General features: G+C 71.7%; 17 protein-coding genes. 10 read left to right on the top strand and 7 right to left on the bottom strand.

Translation table 11 applies throughout. The annotated features are described in order from the left end of the window. Positions 1 to 29 precede the first annotated feature (29 nt). From H7344_RS07005 to dctP, 6 genes are all read left to right on the top strand, one after another. Positions 30 to 1,196: an acyl-CoA dehydrogenase family protein gene (locus H7344_RS07005; protein ID WP_222130339.1), complete on the top strand. Its 1,167-nt coding sequence runs from the start codon at positions 30 to 32 to the stop codon at positions 1,194 to 1,196. After that, a complete protein-coding gene (locus H7344_RS07000) occupies positions 1,196 to 1,681 on the top strand; it encodes a MaoC family dehydratase (RefSeq protein WP_186345293.1) in 486 nt (161 codons plus the stop codon). Before H7344_RS07005 ends, H7344_RS07000 begins: the two co-directional genes overlap by 1 nt. Then, positions 1,678 to 3,648, top strand: coding sequence for an oxidoreductase (locus H7344_RS06995; RefSeq protein ID WP_186345292.1), 1,971 nt, complete (start codon positions 1,678 to 1,680; stop codon positions 3,646 to 3,648). Before H7344_RS07000 ends, H7344_RS06995 begins: the two co-directional genes overlap by 4 nt. A 19-nt stretch (positions 3,649 to 3,667) precedes the next feature. Beyond that, positions 3,668 to 4,723 (top strand): NAD(P)-dependent alcohol dehydrogenase, encoded by a 1,056-nt coding sequence (locus H7344_RS06990; RefSeq protein WP_186345291.1) that lies wholly within the window; start codon positions 3,668 to 3,670, stop codon positions 4,721 to 4,723. Then, positions 4,720 to 5,496 (top strand): SDR family NAD(P)-dependent oxidoreductase, encoded by a 777-nt coding sequence (locus tag H7344_RS06985; RefSeq protein ID WP_186345290.1) that lies wholly within the window; start codon positions 4,720 to 4,722, stop codon positions 5,494 to 5,496. Before H7344_RS06990 ends, H7344_RS06985 begins: the two co-directional genes overlap by 4 nt. Positions 5,497 to 5,573: 77 nt before the next feature. Then, positions 5,574 to 6,857, top strand: a complete 1,284-nt coding sequence (gene dctP, locus H7344_RS06980; protein ID WP_186345289.1) for a TRAP transporter substrate-binding protein DctP — start codon at positions 5,574 to 5,576, stop codon at positions 6,855 to 6,857. Between the two features lie 737 nt (positions 6,858 to 7,594). Here the strand turns inward: dctP and H7344_RS06975 are convergent. From H7344_RS06975 to H7344_RS06945, 7 genes are all read right to left on the bottom strand, one after another. Further along, positions 7,595 to 8,581, bottom strand: a complete 987-nt coding sequence (locus H7344_RS06975; protein ID WP_222130338.1) for a zinc-binding dehydrogenase — start codon at positions 8,579 to 8,581, stop codon at positions 7,595 to 7,597. 15 nt (positions 8,582 to 8,596) lie between these two features. Beyond that, positions 8,597 to 9,541, bottom strand: coding sequence for a zinc-binding dehydrogenase (locus H7344_RS06970; RefSeq protein WP_186345288.1), 945 nt, complete (start codon positions 9,539 to 9,541; stop codon positions 8,597 to 8,599). After that, complete coding sequence (locus H7344_RS06965; protein ID WP_186345287.1) at positions 9,538 to 11,007, bottom strand: DUF1254 domain-containing protein; 1,470 nt, start codon at positions 11,005 to 11,007, stop codon at positions 9,538 to 9,540. Before H7344_RS06965 ends, H7344_RS06970 begins: the two co-directional genes overlap by 4 nt. Beyond that, positions 11,004 to 12,257, bottom strand: coding sequence for a DUF1254 domain-containing protein (locus tag H7344_RS06960; RefSeq protein ID WP_186345286.1), 1,254 nt, complete (start codon positions 12,255 to 12,257; stop codon positions 11,004 to 11,006). Before H7344_RS06960 ends, H7344_RS06965 begins: the two co-directional genes overlap by 4 nt. Before the next feature lie 80 nt (positions 12,258 to 12,337). Then, positions 12,338 to 13,105, bottom strand: a complete 768-nt coding sequence (locus tag H7344_RS06955; RefSeq protein WP_186345285.1) for a crotonase/enoyl-CoA hydratase family protein — start codon at positions 13,103 to 13,105, stop codon at positions 12,338 to 12,340. Positions 13,106 to 13,191: 86 nt separating this feature from the next. Then, positions 13,192 to 13,950, bottom strand: coding sequence for an SDR family NAD(P)-dependent oxidoreductase (locus H7344_RS06950; RefSeq protein ID WP_186345284.1), 759 nt, complete (start codon positions 13,948 to 13,950; stop codon positions 13,192 to 13,194). Positions 13,951 to 13,999: 49 nt separating this feature from the next. Next, positions 14,000 to 15,226, bottom strand: coding sequence for a thiolase family protein (locus tag H7344_RS06945; RefSeq protein WP_186345283.1), 1,227 nt, complete (start codon positions 15,224 to 15,226; stop codon positions 14,000 to 14,002). 156 nt (positions 15,227 to 15,382) lie between these two features. Between H7344_RS06945 and H7344_RS06940 the strand changes: the two genes are divergently transcribed. From H7344_RS06940 to H7344_RS06925, 4 genes are read left to right on the top strand one after another with little or no spacing between them, the layout of a single operon-like run. Next, complete coding sequence (locus tag H7344_RS06940; RefSeq protein ID WP_186345282.1) at positions 15,383 to 16,534, top strand: acyl-CoA dehydrogenase family protein; 1,152 nt, start codon at positions 15,383 to 15,385, stop codon at positions 16,532 to 16,534. A gap of 43 nt (positions 16,535 to 16,577) precedes the next feature. Further along, complete coding sequence (locus H7344_RS06935) at positions 16,578 to 17,720, top strand: acyl-CoA dehydrogenase family protein (protein ID WP_222130337.1); 1,143 nt, start codon at positions 16,578 to 16,580, stop codon at positions 17,718 to 17,720. Then, on the top strand, positions 17,720 to 18,469 hold the full coding sequence (locus tag H7344_RS06930; protein ID WP_186345281.1) for an SDR family NAD(P)-dependent oxidoreductase: 750 nt from the start codon (positions 17,720 to 17,722) through the stop codon (positions 18,467 to 18,469). Before H7344_RS06935 ends, H7344_RS06930 begins: the two co-directional genes overlap by 1 nt. A 25-nt stretch (positions 18,470 to 18,494) precedes the next feature. Continuing rightward, positions 18,495 to 19,292: an amidohydrolase family protein gene (locus H7344_RS06925; protein ID WP_186345280.1), complete on the top strand. Its 798-nt coding sequence runs from the start codon at positions 18,495 to 18,497 to the stop codon at positions 19,290 to 19,292. Position 19,293: the final 1 nt, after the last annotated feature.

Genomic DNA, 19,293 nt, shown 5'->3' with positions numbered 1-19,293 from the left:
CTGACGCACCTGCAACCGAGGAGATCATGGTGAATCACGAGGTGGACCCCGTCCACGAGGACATCCGCCAGGCCGTGCGCACCTTGTGCTCGAAGTTCCCCGACGAGTACTGGGCCGAGCGCGACGACAAGCACGAGTTCCCCTGGGACTTCTTCAACGCCGTCGTCGAGGGCGGCTGGCTCGGCCTGACGATCCCCGAGGAGTACGGCGGGGGAGGCCTCGGCGTGACCGAGGCGGCCATCGTCGAGCGCGAGATCGCGGCCTCCGGCGCCGGAATGGGCGGCTGCTCGGCCGTGCACATCGGGATCTTCGGCTTCGAGCCGATCCTGCACCACGGCAGCGAGGAGCTGAAGAAGCGCTTCCTGCCCCGCGTCTCCTCCGGCGACCTGCAGATCTCCTTCGCAGTGACCGAGCCCGACGCCGGCACCGACACCACCAACCTCTCCACCTTTGCCCGCAAGGTCGACGGCGGCTGGCTGGTCTCGGGCAAGAAGGTGTGGATCTCCAACGCCCAGCAGGCCGAGCGGATGCTGCTCCTGGCCCGCACCACCCCCAAGGACGAGTGCGCCAGGAAGACCGACGGCCTGACCGTCTTCTTCGCCCCCATGGACCGGGAGAAGGTCACGATCCGGCCGATCCCGAAGATGGGCCGCAACTCGGTCGACAGCAACGAGCTCTTCATCGACGACCTCTTCGTCCCCGACGAGGACGTCGTCGGCGAGGTCGGCAAGGGGTTCAAGGTCATCCTCACCGGCCTCAACGCCGAGCGGGTCGTCGCAGCCAACGCGATGCTCGGGATCGGCGAAGCCGCCCTGCGCCGCGGCGTCCAGTACGCCAAGGACCGGGTCGTGTTCGGCCGCCCGATCGGACAGAACCAGGGGCTGGCCTTCCAGCTCGCCGAGGCGAAGATCCGGATCGAGGCCGCCGACGCGGTGCTACGGGACGCGACCTGGAAGGTCGACCACCAGCTGCCGTGCGGCGCCGAGGCCAACTACGCCAAGTGGCTGTGCGCGGAGGCGGGTTTCTACGCCGCCGACGTCGCGCTGCAGGTGCACGGCGGGATGGGCTACAGCAAGGAGTTCCACGTCGAGCGCTACTTCCGCGAGGCCCGTCTCATGCGGATCGCGCCGATCAGCCAGGAGATGGTCCTCAACTACGTCGCCGAGCACGTGCTCGGCCTTCCCAGGAGCTACTGATGCGAGGTCTCTACTTCGAGGAGTTCGAGGTCGGCACGGTCTACCGGCACACGTTCCGGCGGACCGTCACCGAGATGGACAACGTGATGTTCACGTCGCTCACGATGAACGTCGCGCCGATCCACCTCGACGCCGAGTACGCCAAGACGACGGTGCACGGCAAGCCGCTGCTCAACAGCCTCTTCACGCTCGCGCTGATCGGTGCCTTCCACGTGCCCGAGCTGACCATGGGCACCACCCTGGGCAACCTCGGCTACGAGGAGGTCCGCTTCCCGGCGCCGGTCTTCCACGGCGACACCCTGCGCGGCGAGACCACGATCGTGGACAAGCGCGAGTCCAAGAGCCGCGACGACTCCGGCGTGGTCTGGTTCGAGCACCGCGGCTACAACCAGGACGACGTGCTCATCATGTCGTGCAAGCGCGTCGGCCTGATGATGAAGCGCCCGGCGGACGGCTCGGTCTTCGGCGAGGAGCGGCAGGCATGAGCGAGCGCTACCCCTCCCTCTTCACCCCGATCGACCTGGGGCCGATGCGGCTGCGCAACCGGATCATGGTCCCGCCGCATGGCTCGGGCATCGGCAACCTCTGGGGTACCGAGGGGCAGGCCGAGACCCACATGGCCTACTGGGAGTCCCGCGTGCAGGACGGCGCCGCGTGGATCGACGGCGTCCGCGGCCGCGTGCGCAACAACATCATCCCCGGCTTCGAGACCGGCGGCTACGGCGCCGAGACGCTGGGCAACTACCGCCAGCCCAACTACGTCGAGCGCGTCTCCCGGCTGGCCGGCCGGCTGCACGACGCCGGGGGCGTGGTGACCAGCCAGCTGACGGTGATCGGCGGCGTCCCCCAGGCGCCGAGCAACAAGCTCAGCTCGCCGCTCTCCAGCGCGCGTCCCCACGTGATGACCGTCGAGGACATCCAGTGGTACGTCGAGGAGTACCGGTTCTGCGGCGAGCAGGCCCGCAGAGCCGGGCTCGACGGCATCGAGCTGCACCTCAACCACGACGACATGCTCGAGTGGTTCCTCTCCCCGCTGACCAACCAGCGCGACGACCGGTACGGCGGCTCCCTGGAGAACCGCGCCCGGTTCGCCGTCGAGTCGCTCCAGGCGGTCCGGGACGCGATCGGCGGGGACCTGGCGCTCGGCGTCCGGTTCAACATGCGCGAGGAGGTGCCCGGCGGCTACGACGTCGAGGCGGGCCTCGAGATCGCGCAGCACCTGGAGAAGACCGGCCTGGTCGACTTCCTGCACGCCGTCATCGGCTCCCCGTGGGGCGACCCGAGCTACATCCAGCCGCAGTTCTACGAGCCGGCCCAGTGGTCCGACCTCGCCGGTCAGGTTCGCGATGCGGTCTCGTTGCCGGTGGTCTACGCCGGCCGCGTCACCTCGCTGGACGTCGCCGAGCAGGTGGTGGCCGCCGGCCACGCCGACGTCGTCGGCATGGCACGCGCCTACCTGGCCGAGCGCGACCTGATCACGAAGTCCCGCAGCGGCCTGACGCTCGAGGTCCGCCCCTGCATCGGCGGCAACGACTGCATCAGCCGGCAGTACAACGAGGGTCTGCCCTTCGGCTGCGCGGTCAACCCGCACGTGGCCACCGAGCACAAGGGCCGTTGGGGCGAGGGCTGGGGCGTCGCCGCCTCCGCGAAGTCCCTGCTCGTCGTCGGCGGCGGCCCGGCCGGGATGGAGCTCGCCGCGCTCGCCGCCGAGAGCGGCCACCGGGTCGAGCTGTGGGAGGCCTCCGAGCAGCTGGGCGGCGCCCTGCGCACCGCGGCGCTGAGCCCGAGCTACGAAAAGTACGGCGAGTACCTCGACTGGCAGGCCGGCCGCCTGGAGCGCGCCGGCGTGACGGTCCGGCTGGGCCGCCGGGCCACCGCCGACGACGTCGCCGCCCACGGCGCGGACGTCGTCGCGGTCGCCACCGGCGCCACCCCGCACACCCCCGACATCGCGGGAGGCGACCTGCCCCACGTGGTGCAGACCGCCGACGTGCTCAAGGGCGCCCCGGTCGGGCACCGCGTGCTCGTCGTCGCGCAGGACGACCACCTGCCGCCGCTGAGCGTGGCCGACGCGCTCAGCGAGCAGGGCAAGGAGGTGACGCTGGTCTACGGCTCCGGCCAGCCGGCGCAGTTCCTGGGCCGCTACATCCTGGGCGGGGTCATGGCGCGGCTGCGCCGCCGCGGCGTGACGTTCCGCCACCTCGAGGAGGTCGTGGAGATCGCGACCGACGCGGTCACCGTGCGCGACGTCTACAGCTGGGAGAGCAGCAGGCTCGAGGGCTACGACACCGTCGTCCTGGCGTGCGGCGCCGAGTCCGACTCGACGCTGTACGACGACCTCCGCGGCCGGGTCGCGGACCTGCACGTCCTCGGCGACGCCTACGCCCCCCGCCGCCTCTCCTTCGCCACCCGCCAGGCGGCGGCGCTGGCGGAGGTGCTGGTCGAGGCCTGAGCCGAGGACGGGGAAGAGCGTGCGCGCCTGGGAGTACGACGGGCAGAAGGTGACCCTGGTCGAGCGGCCGGCCCCCGTCCCCGGACCGGGTCAGGTTGTGCTCGACGTGACCGCGGCCGGCCTCTGCCACTCCGACCTCACGCTCACGGGCCGTCCGGCCGAGAGCCACCCGTTCCCCCTGCCGCTGGTGCTGGGGCACGAGGTGGCCGGGACGGTCCGCGAGCTGGGGGAGGGCATCACCGGGCTCGCCGTCGGCGACCCGGTGGTCGTCCACGGCCCCTGGGGCTGCGGCGAGTGCCGGCGCTGCTGGGCGGGGGAGGAGAACCTCTGCCCGCGAGCCGCGCGGGAGCGGATCTTCCCGGTCGGGCTCGGCGCCGACGGCGGCCTGGCCGAGCAACTGCTCGTGCCGAGCGCCCGTCACCTGGTCCGGGCCGACGGGATCGACCCCGTGCAGGCGGCGCCGCTCACCGACGCGGGACTCACCGCCTTCAACGCGGTCCGGCTGTGCCGGCCCGCGATGGCCGAGGGGAGCACCGTGCTGGTGCTGGGCGTCGGCGGGCTGGGCCACCTGGCCCTCCAGCTGGTCAAGCACCTCACCCCGGCGCGGGTGGTCGCGGTCGACGTCTCGCCGGCCGCCCGCGACCTCGCCGCCCGGCTGGGTGCCGACGTCGTGCTCGACCCCACGGCGGCCCCGGTCGCCGAGGAGGTCCGGGCGCTGACCGGCGGGGACGGCGCCGACGTCGTCATGGACTTCGTCGCTTCCGAGCTGACGCTCTCCGACGCCGTGGTCTGCCTGGCCCCGGGTGGTGAGCTCTGCGTGGTCGGGGTCGGCGCGGCGACCGTGCCGGTGGCGGTGAAGACGATGCCGCTGGGCTCCACGGTCCGCACGCCCTACTGGGGGCCGCGCGGCGACCTCGAGGAGGTGCTCGCGCTCTCCCGCCAGGGGGCGCTCGAGGTGCACACGACCGAGTTCCCGCTGGCCGAGGCGGACCGCGCGTACGAGCTGATGCGCACCGGTGGCCTGGTCGGCCGCGCGGTCGTCCGCCCCGTCGTCCGACCGGGGGAGGGCGCGTGAGCGCCTTCGCCGCCGACGCCCTGGCCGGCAAGGTCATCCTGGTCACCGGCGGGGCCGGCGCGATCGGGGCGGCGTGCGTCGAGTCCGCCGAGCGGGCGGGCGCGGTCGTCGTGGCCGCCGACCTGCCGTCGGCGACCCCGCGCCCCGGCCGCGAGGTGCTGCCCCTGGACGTCACCTTCACCGCGTCGGTCGACGCGCTCGTGGCGCGGGTGCTCGAGGAGCACGGCCGCCTGGACGGCGCGGTCAACGTCGCCGGGGTCGGCGGGCCGAGCGCCCGGCTGCACGAGTACGCCGACGTGGACTGGTCCCGGGTGCTCGGGGTCAACCTGGACGGGCTCTTCCGCTGCCTGCGCGCGGAGGTCCGCGCGATGCTGGCCCACCCTGCTGGTCCCGTCGCCGGCAGGGGTCGCTCGGTCGTCAACATCTCGTCGGTGACGGGTCACGTCGGCCACCCCGGCGCGGCGGCGTACTCCGCCAGCAAGCACGCGGTGGAGGGCCTGACCAGGTCGGCGGCGCTGGAGTACGCCGGCGACGGGATCCGGGTGAACTCCGTCGTGCCGGGCTTCATCGGCACCGAGCTGCTGCACAGCCGCCGCACCGAGGCGGAGGTTGCGGCGCTGGCGTCGCTGCACGCGGTCGACCGACTCGGCACGGCCGAGGAGGTCGCGGCCGTGGTGACGTTCCTGCTCTCCGACGCGGCGGCGTTCGTCACCGGGTCGAGCCAGGCGGTGGACGGCGGATTCCTGGCCGGTCGGCTGCCACCGAGCGGTTGATCCAATCCCTTATAACAATTAGACTGATGCCCCTGAGGCCCTCGTCCCCGGGCTATTCCCTTGCAGGAGGCACGCACGTGAAGAACCGACCCAACCGCCTCGTCCGCGGCGCACTCGCCGCCGCGGCGCTCTCCCTGGCTGTGACCGCCTGCGCTGAGGACTCCGGCTCCTCCGGCGCGACGAACGCCGGCGGCGAGAGCATCGAGTACGGCGCCGAGAAGAGTGAGTACGTCGACGCGCTGGCCGACATGGACCCCGTCGAGCTCGTCATCCAGTCGACCGGCCCGAAGGACTCCGCGACCGGCCGCCGGTTCGAGGACTATGCCGAGGCCGTCGACGAGTGGTCGGGCGGCAAGATCACCTTCGAGTTCATCTACTCCAACGGCGCCGCCGGCCCCACCGAGACCCACGAGGCGATCGCCGACGGCCGGATCGACATCGGCTCGGTCATGCCGTCGCTGATCCCCGACGAGTTCCCGGTGACCAACAACCTGTGGAACCTCAGCCACCTGGGCCGGCAGACGCCGGTCGACTCGATGCTCCAGTGGCACGGCATCATCTTCGAGCTCGCGACGCTGACCGACGAGATCGACGCCGAGTACGAGGACCACGGCATGAAGCTGCTGCTCCCCGGCTTCGGCTCGGGCGCCTACATGCCCTACTGCGGCGAGGAGTCGACCTCGCTCGACGACCTGAAGAACAAGGGCATCGCCAGCCAGAGCCGCCACCAGAACGCGCAGGCCGAGGCCCTCGGCATGAAGCCGTCGTCCATCGCCTACACCGAGATGTTCGAGAGCCTCGAGCGCGGCGTCATCGACTGCGCGATCACCACCGTGACCGGTGCGGCGCTGGGCGGCTACATCGAGTCGGTGCCCTACCCGACGTTCGACCCCGAGGTCGGCTTCAACAGCCCCGGCGGCTCGATCGCGATGAGCATCGACAAGTGGAACGACCTGCCCCTGCCGGCGCAGCAGCTCATGATCGACCGGCTCGACGTGCTGATGCAGGCCAACTTCGAGGGTGCCTGGGACAACGCCGCCGCGGCGGTCCAGCAGGTCCTCGACGCGGGCGGCACGTTCTCCAACTTCGACGAGGACGCGAAGGCGGCCTTGGTCGAGACGAACCAGGAGCTCGAGGCCGAGGTCGCGAACAGCGACGCGCTCGGCGACGGCGAGGCGTTCCTCGAGGCTGCCAGGGAGGCGGAGGCCCGTTGGGCCGAGACCGTCGCCGGCCTCGACATCAAGGGCCTGGACACCTCCTACGAGGAGTTCCCGGAGTGGCACGACAACGGCGTGCCGGATCTCCAGCCCTACTTCGACGTTCTCTGGGAAGACGTCGTGGCGGACCGCCGCCCCTCCTGACCGACGCCGCCTCTCCCTTGGGCTGCTGAACTCACCGGCGCCGAACCTCACAAGGGTTCGGCGCCGGTCCCTTTCCATCCGACGCGTTCTCCTGGAAGGTGACCCCCAGGAGGTACACGAAGCTGGGCAGCACCGGGCTAGAGGGCTCGGCCCTCACCGTGGGGTGCATGAACGGGGGGACCCGGCCCGCGGGGGACGCCCGTCGGTCCTGGGCGAGGACGCAGCCCGGCCGATCATCCGGGCCGCGCGTGGAGGCCGGGATCACCGTCTTCGACACGGCCAACGTCTAACCCGCGCGCCCAGGTCGCTCTCTCTCGGCTGGCGACCACGCCGGTCGTCACCTCGCCCGTCGTCGGGTGACCAAGCCGTACCACCTCACCGACGCCCTGGCGTCCCTGGACATCAACCTGACCGACGACGAGATCTCCGAGCGGGAGAGCGGGTACGAATCGCACGTCATCGCCGGCCACCGCTGATGCGGGTTCCTCACCGGAGGCTCATCCGACGGGTGCGGCGTCGCCCTCCTGCGTGTGCGCCCGGAGGTCCCTGGCGTCCACTTCCCGCACCAGCGCTAGAACGGCCCGCCTGCATCTGGTCGAGCCGGAAGCTGACCCGTCTGGTCGAACAGCTCGGGCCGGGTCACATAGGCGAGTTGTCGGATCCCCTCCCGCATCGGTGCGTTGTGCCTGGGACGGGAGGCTGTCGCGTGCGATTCCATGTCCCGCCCGACCGGCGCGTCAGCGCATGACCGCGACGTACCGCCCGACGGCCTCGCCGCGGTGCAGCCGGTCGAGGGCGGCCGGGATGTCACCGAAGGTGATCGACGTCAGCTCGGGGGAGAGGTCACGGGAGGTGAACATGTCGTAGACGTCGGCGATGTCCTGGACGGTCCCGCCGCGTGAGCCCATGAGGGTCACCTGCTTGAGGATCAAGGTGTTGGTCGAGATCGTGGACTCCAGCACACCCATGCCGACCTGGACGACGCGGCCGAACGGCTTGACGGTCTCGATCGCGTCGGCCGTGGTGGAGCCGAAGCCGGCGAAGTCGACGATCAGGTCGAGCTCCTGGTCGACGAACTCGGTGATCGACTTCGCCACCCCGCTAGCGCCGAGATCCTCGGCCAGCGGCCACAGCGACTCCTTGACCTCCGCGACATAGACCTCGGCGCCCTTGAGCACCGCGATCCGCGCGCCGATCTGGCCAAGTCCGCCGAGGCCGATGACGCCGACCCTCTGCCCGGCTTGGACCTCGCCGCGCACGACCACGGCGCGGTACGGCGCCCGGCCGGCGTCCGTGCCCATCGCGGCCAGCTCGAACGAGAGCCCCGCGGGCATCCGGACGAGGTCGGCAGGGTGGGCGATGCACTTGGAGGAGTAGCCGCCATCGCGGCCCAGGCCCGGGCGGGTGGTGCCGGCGGGGGAGACCCCGACCCGGTCGCCGACGGCCCAGCCGGTCACGCCGTCGCCGACCTCGCTGATCGTGCCGGCCAGCTCGTGGCCCAGGGTCAGCGGCGGCTCGGCGATCTCCGCCGCCCAGATCGGGTCGTGCAGGATCCCCACGTCGGTGTGGCACAGCCCGGCCGCGTGGATGTCGACGACCACCTGGCCGGGGCCGGCGGTCGGCTCCGGCACGTCAGCGAGCACGAGCGGTTCGCCGGTGCCCTGGAACCGCCAGGCCTTCATCAGGGTCTCTCCTCGGTTGATGGGGATGTCGATCAGGAGCACGGTGCTACGGGAGGGTCAGGCGGGGACCGCGACCAGACGGCCGGTCACGTCGCCGCGGTGCAGGCGGTCGAGCCCGTCGGGGATGTCGTCGTAGCCGATCGTCGTCAGCTGCGGCGCGAGGCTGCCCTCGGCCATCAGCCGGTAGACCTCGGCCAGCTCCTCGATCGTGCCGCCGCGGGAGCCGACCAGGGTCACGCGCTTGAGGATCAGGTCCCACGTCGAGACCATCGCCTCCAGGCGACCCATCCCGACCTGGACCACCCTCCCGCCCAACTTCACCGCCTGCACGGCCTTGCTGGTGGTCTCGCCGAAGCCGGCGAAGTCGACGATAACCTCGGGCTCGAGCGCGGCGAGCTCCGCGACATCGGCGACGACCGAGGTGGCGCCCAGCTCCTCGGCCAGGGGCCACACCTCCCGCTTCACCTCGGCCACGTGCACCTCGGCGCCGGCGAGCGCGGCGACCCGCACACCGACCTGGCCGAGGCCGCCGACGCCCACGATCGCCACGCGCTGACCGGCGGTCACTCCGCCGGTCGACATCACCGCGGAGTACGCCGTCAGCCCGGCGTCGGTGCCGACCGAGGCCAGCTCGAACGAGAGCGCGTCGGGCATCGCGACCAGGTCGGCCGGGTGGGCGACGCAGAACGGCGCGTAGCCGCCGTCCCGGCCGATGCCGGGCCGGGTGGTGCCGTTGGGGGAGACCCCGACCCGGTCGCCGACCGCCCAGCCGGTGACGCCCTCGCCGACCTCGCGGATTGTGCCGGCGACCTCGTGGCCGAGCGCTAGCGGCAGCGGGCCGACCGGTTCGCTCCACATCGGGTCGTGCAGGATCCCGACGTCGGTGTGGCACAGGCCGGCCGCGCCGACCTCGAGCACCACCTCGCCGGCACCGGCCGTCGGCTCGGGCACCTCCGCTCGCACCAGCGGCTCACCGACTCCTGTGAAGTGCCAGACCTTCATCGCGTCTCTTCGTCCGAGCTCGTAGGGATGTCGAGGGGCAGCACCGGGGGCGGCGTCCAGCTGCCGTCGAGGACCGCCTCGCCCCCGAGGTAGGCGCGCAGCACCAGGTAGAACCGCCCGGGCGGCACGGGCAGGACGTTCGGCCCCGCGTCGGCGCCCGCGCGGCTGGTCAGCCGCAGCTCGACCGACCCGTCGTCGCCGACGAGCAGGCCGCGCGAGTGGTCGTTGACCGAGTACCGCTCCGCCGGGTTGGCGACCAGCTCACGGGTTCCGACGTCGTACGCCGAGACCGACCAGAACGCGTCGACCGGGGGCGGCGGGTCCAGCCGCAGCAGGTAGTCGCGACCGCCGTCCAGCGGCTCTCCGGACCCGTCCACGAAGGTCGTGTAGGGCCCGCTCTCCTCGCGGATGGTGGCGCCGAGCCCCTGGTAGTTCGTCGCGGCGCGGTGCAGGTAGTTGAAGCCGTAGGTCCCCGAGCGCAGGGTTCGCCAGCCGGCGTCCCCGGCGGGGATCCCGCGGCGGGTCAGCACCGAGCGGACCAGCGCCAACGCGTCGTCGTACCCCTGCCGCAGCGCCTCGCGCCGCGACCAACTCCAACCGTCGCAGTCGAACGCCGTCCGCCCACCGACGCCGATCGCGGCGAACCGGTGGACCAGCGCGTCCTCCTGCGCCGGGTGCGGGGAGTGCCGCAGGCAGTGGTCGAGGACGGCGAGGAACTCCTCGGCGCCGAGCTCCTCCGCCGGCGCTGACAGGACCGGCCAGAGGACCTGGTCGTCAGCGTCCCCCTCGCCGGCATCGGGGGCGACGTCGGGGGAGGCGGCCACCGGGGTGAGCGTGACCAGCCGCTGAAACACCCGGCCGATCGGCAGGTCGTCGGCGTCGCGGACGAAGACCCGCAGCAGCAGCCATAGGTACGGCGTCGCAACCCGCAGCACCCGGGTGCCCTCCGGCACCTCGCCCTCCCAGTCAGTAGTGGCGAGCCAGACCCGGCCGCCGTCGGCGCCGAGCGTGCGGGTGCTGAGGTTGACCGCGTTGCTGAAGAGGTCGAGGAAGTGTGCGGTGTAGTAGCGCGCGCCCATCGCCGGCACGTCGAGCGCGACCGGCCCGCCGGTCAGGTCGACCCAGGCGCTGGAGTAGAGGGTGTCGGCGTTCGGCGTCTTGAATCCCGTGTACGCCGGCCCGGCGGGTGCATCCTCGTGGCGCAGCACGTTGAACCCGACGTACGACGGGTGGTCGGGGTCGAGCGCCAGGTGCAGCAGGTGCTCGTACTGGAGCACCACCGGCAGCCCGTAGACCACCGCGTCGCGCACCAGCGACCGGGTCAGCGCGTCCAGCTCGGAGCCGTCGGCGGGGAGAACGTCGTCGACCACCGGTGCCTGGAGCAGGCCGACGTCGCCGAGTGCGTAGCTGGGCTGCGGCGGGTCGGGGTAGCCGCCGACCGCGGACGGCCACGTCGAGACGCTCATGCCAGCCTCTCGATCGGCGCGGGCAACCAGGAGCGGTCGAGCACCTCGGGGCGCGGGGCGAAGAGCCGGAGCATCAGGTAGAACGGCCCGTCGGGCGCGGGCAGCCAGCTGCCCTCCTGCGGCGCGTGCGCGAGCAGCAGGGTGGCCGAGCCGTCGTCGGCGACGACGCCGGGCGTGCGGTCGCCGAGCGTGTAGACCTCCCGCTCGTTCGGCACCAGGAAGCCGTCGGCGGTGTACATGGTGACCGACCAGAACGCCTCCACCGGCGGGAGAACGGGAAAGTGGATCCGGTAGGTGTGCCGCCCGTGCAGCTGCTCGCCGTCGGCGTCGCTCTTGCCGAGCGGGTAGAGCCCCTCCTCCGGCACGGTCACGAAGATCTGGTCCCGGGCCACGCCGGCGCGCAGCAGCGGGTCGTCGCCGAACCGGGGCCCGGCGTAGTTGACCGTCCAGCCGCCCACCTGGGTGCCGAGCTCGCGGGCCTTGGCGGCGACCTGTTCCTGGCCGTCGAGCAGGCCGGCGGCCACCTCCTCGCGGGCGGCCTCCGACAGCGCCGACTCGTCCAGCTCGTCGGCGGTGAACCCCAGCGGGGCGAGCGCGGCCCAGTGTGCCTGCTCGGCGTCTGTGAGGTGCTCCTCGGTGACCACCGCGGCGAGCTCGTGCAGGAACGCCAGCCGCGGGTCGGAGCCGGCCGGCGGGTCCAGCGGGCGCTGCGGGGGCGCCGGGTTCGGTCCGTCCTGGCCGGTGAGGTACGTCGACAGCGGCCGCAGCCGGATGCCGTCCTGGATCTCGTGCACCTTCTTGTGGTCGTTGACGCTGATGGGGTCGACGAGGATCCGGCCGGGCAGGTTCACGTACCGGGTTGGGGTGCGGACGACGAGCATCCCGGCCGGCACCTCGCCCTCGTACCGCGACGAGCACAGGAAGACCGGCGGCATCGTCTCGCCGTGGGTGCGCGAGCCGAACGCGACGTCGCTGGAGCTGTCGGCGTGCCCGACCTGGAACGAGTAGTAGCGGTCCTCGACCCGCGGCACCTCGAGCACGAACGGCTCCTCGGCGAGGTCGAGCCAGGCGGAGGTGTAGAGGGTGTCGCTGTTGACCCCGACGCCGACGCGGTAGCGCGGGTCGGAGGTGCGGCGCTGGCGCCCGATGTTGTTGAGCGCGGCGCCCGGGGAGGTCTCGACCCTCGGGGCGAACGGGTCGTCGGGGAGGGTACGGCGCACCCGCAGGCGCGCCGCCTCCACCCACGGCATGCCCCAGACCCACGCCCGGGCGGCTAGCGCGCGGACCCCGGACGCCGTACCGGTGTCCGGCGCCGTGCCGGGGGCCATCGTCAGCGTCCGGTCCAAACGGGGTCGCGCTTCTCGACGAAGGCCTGCGCGCCCTCCTTGGCGTCCTGGGACGTCCGCACCGGGTTGACGAACTCCTCCTGGCGGTCGAACCGCTCCTCGAGGGTCCAGTCGACCGACTGCACCATGACCTGCTTGGAGGCGGCGAGCGCCAGCGGCGCGTTGGCGGCAATCTCCTCGGCCAGCTCCAGCGCGACCGCGAGCGCCTCGCCGGGGTCGGCGAGCCGGTTGACCAAGTGGACGTCGGCGGCCTCGGTGGCCGGCCACATCCGGCCGGTCAGGACCAGGTCCATCGCGAGGTGGTACGGGATCCGCTGGGGCAGCTTCATTAGGCCGCCGGCGGCCGCGGTGAGGCCGCGCTTGACCTCGGGCAGCCCGAACTTTGCCGCCTTGGAGGCGACCACCAGGTCGCAGGAGAGGACGATCTCGAAGCCGCCCGCCAGGGCGTAGCCCTCGACCGCCGCGATCAGCGGCTTGGCCGACGGTCGCTTCACGATGCCGGCGAACCCACGGCCCTCGACGATCGGCCGCTCGCCCCGGGCGAACCCCTTGAGGTCCATCCCGGCGCAGAAGGTCTCGTTGGCGCCGGTGATGATGCCCAGGCTCAGGTCGTCGCGGCTGTCCAGCATCTCCAGGGCGTCGGCGATCTGGTGGGCCATCGCCATCGACATGGCGTTGCGCGCCTCGGGGCGGTCCATCGTGAGGACCAGGACTCGGCCGTGCTCGGTGACCTTGAGGTCCGGTTCGGTCATCTCTTCGACTCCTGTCGGGCGTGCGGGGCAGGGCGTGGGGAAGGGCGTGCGGGGGCGGCTCACGTCAGTCCGTCGTCGGGACGGCGTCAGCGCGGAGACATCCGGATCGCGCCGTCGAGACGGATGGTCTCGCCGTTCAGGTAGGGGTTCTCCACGACCTGCTGCGCGAGCATGGCGAACTCGTCGGGCTGGCCCAGACGGGCGGGGTTCGGCACCTGGGCGCCGAGGCCGTCGCGGATCTCCTGGGAGAACCGGGCGAGGATCGGGGTGTCGAACACGCCCGGGGCGATGGTGTTGACGCGGATGTTCTTCGTCGCCAGGTCGCGGGCTGCGACCAGGGTCATGCCCACCACGCCGGCCTTGGCCGAGGCGTAGGGGATCTGGCCGATCTGGCCCTCCCACGCGGCGACCGAGGCGGTCAGCACGCAGACGCCGCGCTCGCCCTCGAGGACCTCGTTCTTCGCCATCCGGGCGGCGGACAGGCGCAGCACGTTGAAGGTGCCGACCAGGTTGATGTCGATCAGCTGCTGGTAGAGCGCGAGGTCGCCGGGGGAGCCGTCCTTGTTGACCAAGCGGACCGTGCCGCCCTTGCCGGCGCAGTGCACGAGCGCCCGCAGCGGCCCGCGGGCCTCCGCGGAGTCCAGTGCCGCGTCGACGGCCGCCGGGTCGGTCACGTCGCCGTGGGCGAAGGTGCCGCCGATCCCGGCGGCGAACTCCTCGCCGAGCTCCTCGTTGAGGTCCAGGACCACCACATGGGCGCCGGCCTTGGCGAGCCGTCGCGAGGTGGCCGCGCCGAGACCGGAGGCACCTCCGGTCACGAGCGCCGAGGCAGAGGTCAGGTCCATGTGGTGCTCCTGGGAGAAGGGGGTGCGTCGGGACGGGGGCCGGCGGGCGTCAGAGGCGTTCGAGGATGGTGGCGTTGGCCATGCCGCCGGCCTCGCACATCAGCTGCAGGCCGTAGCGCTGCTCGTTGTCCTCCAGCGCGTGGAGCATGGTGGTCATCAGGCGGGCGCCGGAGGCCCCCAGCGGGTGGCCGAGGGCGATCGCGCCGCCGCGGGGGTTGACCTTGGCCAGGTCGACGTCGAAGTCCTCGAGCCAGGCCAGCGGCACAGGCGCGAAGGCCTCGTTGACCTCGACGTGGTCGATCTCGTCGAGGGTCAGGCCCGAGCGGGCGAGGATCTTGCGGGTCGCAGGGATCGGCCCGGTCAGCATGAGGAGCGGGTCGCTGCCGACGACCGACATCGAGTGCACCCGGGCACGGGGACGCAGGCCGAGCTCCTCGGCCTTCTCCCGCGCCATGATGAGCAGAGCGCTGGCGCCGTCGGTGATCTGCGAGGAGTTGCCCGCCGTGGTCGACCAGCGCACCTGCGGGAAGCGCTCCGAGAGCTCGGGGGTCTCGAAGACGGCCCTGAGGCCGCCCAGCTTCTCGGGAGTGGTGCCGCGGCGGATCGTCTCGTCGGCCTTGACCACCCCGTGAGGAGTGGTGATCGGCACGATCTCGCGCTCGAAGGCGCCGGAGTCCTGCGCCGCGGCCGCGCGCTCGTGGGAGCGCGCGGCGTACTCGTCGAGCTGCTCGCGGGTGAAGCCCCACTCCGCGGTCACCAGCTCTGAGGCCACGCCCTGCGAGACGAGCCCGGGGGCGTACGCGGCGAGGATGCCATCGCCGTACGGGTCCGCGTCCATCCGCGCCGACCCCATGATCACCCGGCTCATCGACTCGATGCCGCCGGCAACGACGATGTCGACCTCGCCGGAGAGGATTCCCTGCGCGGCGAAGTGGACCGACTGCTGGCCGGAGCCACACTTGCGGTCGATCGTGGTCGCGGGCACGTGCGAGGGCAAGCCCGCGGCCAGCCACGCCATCCGGCCCGGGGTCGCCGACTGCTCACCGACCTGCGAGACGCAGCCCATGATCACGTCGTCGACCGTGCCAGGGTCGACCTCGGGGGAACGGGCCAGCAGGGCCGCCATCGTCTGGGCGAGCAGGTCGACCGGGTGCACGTCGGAGAGCGCGCCGCCGGGCTTGCCCTTGCCCACCGGTGAGCGCACCGCGTCGACGATCACGACGTCGCGGGCACCTCCGGCCTGGCGAGGGCTGCTGTTCCCTTGCGTCTGAGCCATGCCTATTGCTTATCATGATTGTCATGCCTGTGTCCACGGGCGTGCTCAGGGTGGCCGACGCTCGCCGGCGGGTCCTCGGTCTAGCGAAACGAATCCTTGACATGAATTCGACCCGGAATCTAGGATAATGATTACAACCAAGGAGGAGGTGATCCCGTGACGGACCAATATGCGGAGATCCGGCAGCTCGCAGCCCAGGTGGCGCGCGAGGTCTATGAGCCCATGGCGGAGTCGCTCGACGTCAACCGGACCCCCATCCCCATGGAGGAGCGGCGCCGTCTCGGCGACCTCGGCTTCCTCGGCATCGCCCACCCGGAGAAATACGGCGGCTCCGGCGCCCCGCTGGAGGAGGCGCTCGTGGTCATCGAGGAGCTGGGCAAGGTCTGTCGCCCCGCTGCCTTCCAGGTGTTCGAGGCCAACACCGGGCCCGCCCAGGTGATCACCCACCTCGGTTCCGAGGAGCAGCGCGAGCGCTGGCTTCCCCCGGTCATCAGCGGCGAGAAGACCATGGCGGTCGGCATCTCCGAGCCGGACGCCGGTTCCGCGGCCACTGACATGCGCACCACCGCCAAGCAGGTCGGCGACAAGCTGGTCATCAACGGCACGAAGCGGTGGATCTCCAACGGTGGCGAGGCAGACCAGTACCTGCTGTACTGCCGCCTCTCCGACGCGCCAGGGGCCAAGGGCATCGGTGCGGTCGTCGTGGAGAAGGGCACTCCCGGCTTCAGCTTCGGCGCCAGCGAGCGCCTCATGGGGTTCCGCGGCATCCCGTCGGCCGACCTCTACTTCGACAACGTCGAGGTGCCGGTCGAGGACGTCGTCGTCCCCGCCGGCTCGTTCAGCAAGCTCTTCGGCATCTTCTCGATCGAGCGGATGGGCAACACCACGATGAGCCTCGCCATCGGCCAGGCCGCGCTGGACAAGACCCTGAGGTACGTCGAGGAGCGCGAGCAGTTCGGCAAGCCGCTCGTCGAGTTCCAGTCGATCCAGGTGATGCTGGCCGACATGGTCCTCCAGGTCGAGGCCGCCCGGCTGCTGCGCGACCGTGCTGCCGCCACCGCCACGGAGACCGGCATCCCGGACCCGCTCGCGGTCTCGCTGGCCAAGTGCACCGCCAACGAGATGGCCAAGAAGGTCACCGACCTGGCCATGCAGATCCACGGCGGCAACGGCTACACGGAGGAGTACGGTCTCGAGCGGCTGCACCGCGACTCCCACGGCTGGGCCATCGCCGGCGGCACCCCCACGATGCAGCGGATCCGCATCGTCTCCGAGGTGCTCGGCCGCAAGTTCGACCAGCGGCGCTGACCGACCCGGTCCGACCCCAGCAGACTTCGAGAAGGGACCCATCGTGGAAGACAGCCAGTTGTTCGACCTCGGCAGTGAGCACCGCAAGGTCCAGGAGGTGGCGCGCGAGGTGGCCGCGAAGGTCCAGCCCTTCGCGGCCGAGGCCGACGAGGCTGTCACCGTGCACCATGGGTGCCTCGACGCGCTGCGCAACAGCGGGCTCGCCCGCTACGTCGTCCCTGCGGCGTACGGCGGCCACGACGAGGTCCTCGACCCGCTCACCCTCGCGGTGGTCCGGGAGGCCCTGATGTACTCCTCGGCCCACCTCGACTCGATGTTCGGGATGCAGGGTGTCGGCAGCTACTCGCTGTCGGTGGGCGGCGCGGAGGAGCTCAAGCAGGAGTGGCTGCCCAAGGTGGCCACGCTCGACGCGATCGCCGGGCTGGCGCTGACCGAGCCCGACGTCGGGTCGGACCTGCGCGCCATCACCACCACGATGGTCGCCGACGGCGACGAGCTGGTCGTCAACGGCCGCAAGTCGTTCATCACCAACGGCGGCGCCGCGGACTTCTACTGCACCCTGGTCCGCGAGGACGAGGGCTGGTCGATGGTGCTGGTCCCCGCGGCCACGCCGGGCCTGGGCATCGAGCGCGGCGCCGACCTGATGGCTCCGCACATCCTCGGCGAGCTCACCTTCACCGACGTGCGGGTGCCGGCCAACCACCGGCTCGGCGTCCCCGGCAAGGCGTTCTCCCTGATGCTGCAGACCCTCGCGGTCTTCCGCGTCACCGTCGCCGCGTCCGGGGTCGGCCTGGCCCAGGCCGCGCTCGACGAGGCGAAGCAGCACGCCCTGAGCCGCGAGCAGTTCGGCGCCCCGCTGATCGAGCTCGGCGCGGTCTCGCAGAAGCTCGCCCAGTCGTGGACCGACGTGGAGGCCGCCCGCGCGTTCGTCTACCGCGCCGCCGCGCTGGCCAAGAGCGACCCGCTCGGCCACCTCGACTACTCCTCGATGGCCAAGGTGCACGCCACCGAGGCCGCCGCCCAGGTGGTCGACCGCTCCGTGCAGACGATGGGCCGCTTCGGTCTGGTCCGCGGCTCGAAGATCGAGCGGCTCTATCGCAACGCCCGACCGCTGCGCGTCTACGAAGGGGCCACCGAGGTGCTGCTCGACTCCCTGGCCCGACGTCTCGCGAAGGGTGCCCGCTGATGGACCTCCAGCTCGAGGGCACCGTCGTCCTGGTCACCGGCGCCAGCCGCGGCCTCGGCGCCGCCATGGCGCTCGCCCTGGCCAAGGAGGGCGCCACCGTCGTTGCGGCCGCCCGCTCCAAGGACAGCCTCGCCGAGGTCGCCGCGCAGGGCGAGGGCCGGATCTCGGCCGTCACCGTCGACATGCGCGACGAGGAGTCGGTCAAGGCGCTCGTCCCCGAGGTGATGTCCCGGCACGGACGGATCGACGGCCTCGTCAACAACGCCGGGATCGCGCCGGCCGGCAAGTTCGCCACCCAGGACCCCGAGATCTGGAAGGACGCGATGGCGGTCAACGTCATCGCCCCGATGCTTCTGGCGCAGGCCGCCGGGCAGCACATGATCGAGCAGGGCGCGGGGCGGATCGTCAACATCGCCTCCACCACCGGGGTGCGCGGCAAGCCGTTCCTGGTGCCGTACTCGACGTCCAAGGGCGCGGTCGTCCGGTTCACCGAGGCGCTCGCCGCCGAGTGGGCCGCGAAGAACGTCCAGGTCAACTGCATCGCCCCGGGCGCCTTCGTCACCGAGGCGCAGAAGGCGGTCACCGAGTCGCCCGAGCTGCACGCCAAGCGGGTCGCCAAGATCCCCGCCGGCCGGATGGCCGACCCGTCGGAGATCGTGCCGCTGACCTGCCTGCTCGTCTCCCCGCTCTCCTCGTTCACCACCGGCGCGATCTTCGTCGTCGACGGTGGCGAGTCCGGCAAGCTCTGACCCCCACGCCCGGAAGGACGCGCTCGTGATCATCGACGCCCACACCCACGTCTGGCCCGACAAGATCGCCCAGATCGCCCTCGGCGGCAACCGGGTCGAGGGCCTCGAGGCCCGCGGCGACGGCACCGTCAGCGGCCTGACCGAGGACATGGCCGCCAGCGGCGTCCAGGTCAGCTGCTGCCTCGCGATCGCCAACGAGGCCCGCCACGTCGACTCGGTCAACCGGTTCGTCGCCGGCCTGGCGGACGACACGCACGTGCCCTTCGGCACCGTGCACGTCGAGCTCTCCGTCGAGGAGAACCTCGACAGCCTCCAGCGACACGGGGTGCGCGCGGTCAAGATCCACCCGCTGTTCCAGAAGTACGCGCTGGACGACTCCCGTCTCTGGGAGATCTTCGAGGCGTTCGGCAACGACTACGCCGTGATCACTCACGTGGGCGAGGGCGGCGACGCCTTCACCAACAGCCTGTCCAACCCGGGGATGATCCGGGACATCACCAGGCAGTTCCCCGGCCTGCGGCTGATGGCCTGTCACTTCGGCGGATACAAGATCCTCGACGACGCCGAGGAGATGCTGGCCGGCACCGACGTGGTCCTCGAGACCTCTTGGCCCCCGTCACTGGCGACCCTGCGCCCCGAGCGGGTGCGTGACCTGATCCGCAAGCACGGCGCCGAGCGGATCGTCTTCGGTTCCGACTGGCCGATGACCAGCCCCGCGGAGGAGATCAGGGCGATCGAGGCCCTCGGACTCACCGACGACGAGGTCAAGATGGTGCTCGGCGGGACCCTCGCCAGCGTGCTGGGAGACCGGCTCCCCGGCTGAG

The organism is Nocardioides deserti (genome assembly GCF_014266025.1).
Classification (GTDB): Bacteria; Actinomycetota; Actinomycetes; order Propionibacteriales; family Nocardioidaceae; genus Nocardioides; species Nocardioides deserti.
The sequence above is the reverse complement of the archived record's forward strand: the minus strand, read 5'-3'. Positions and strand labels throughout refer to the sequence as shown.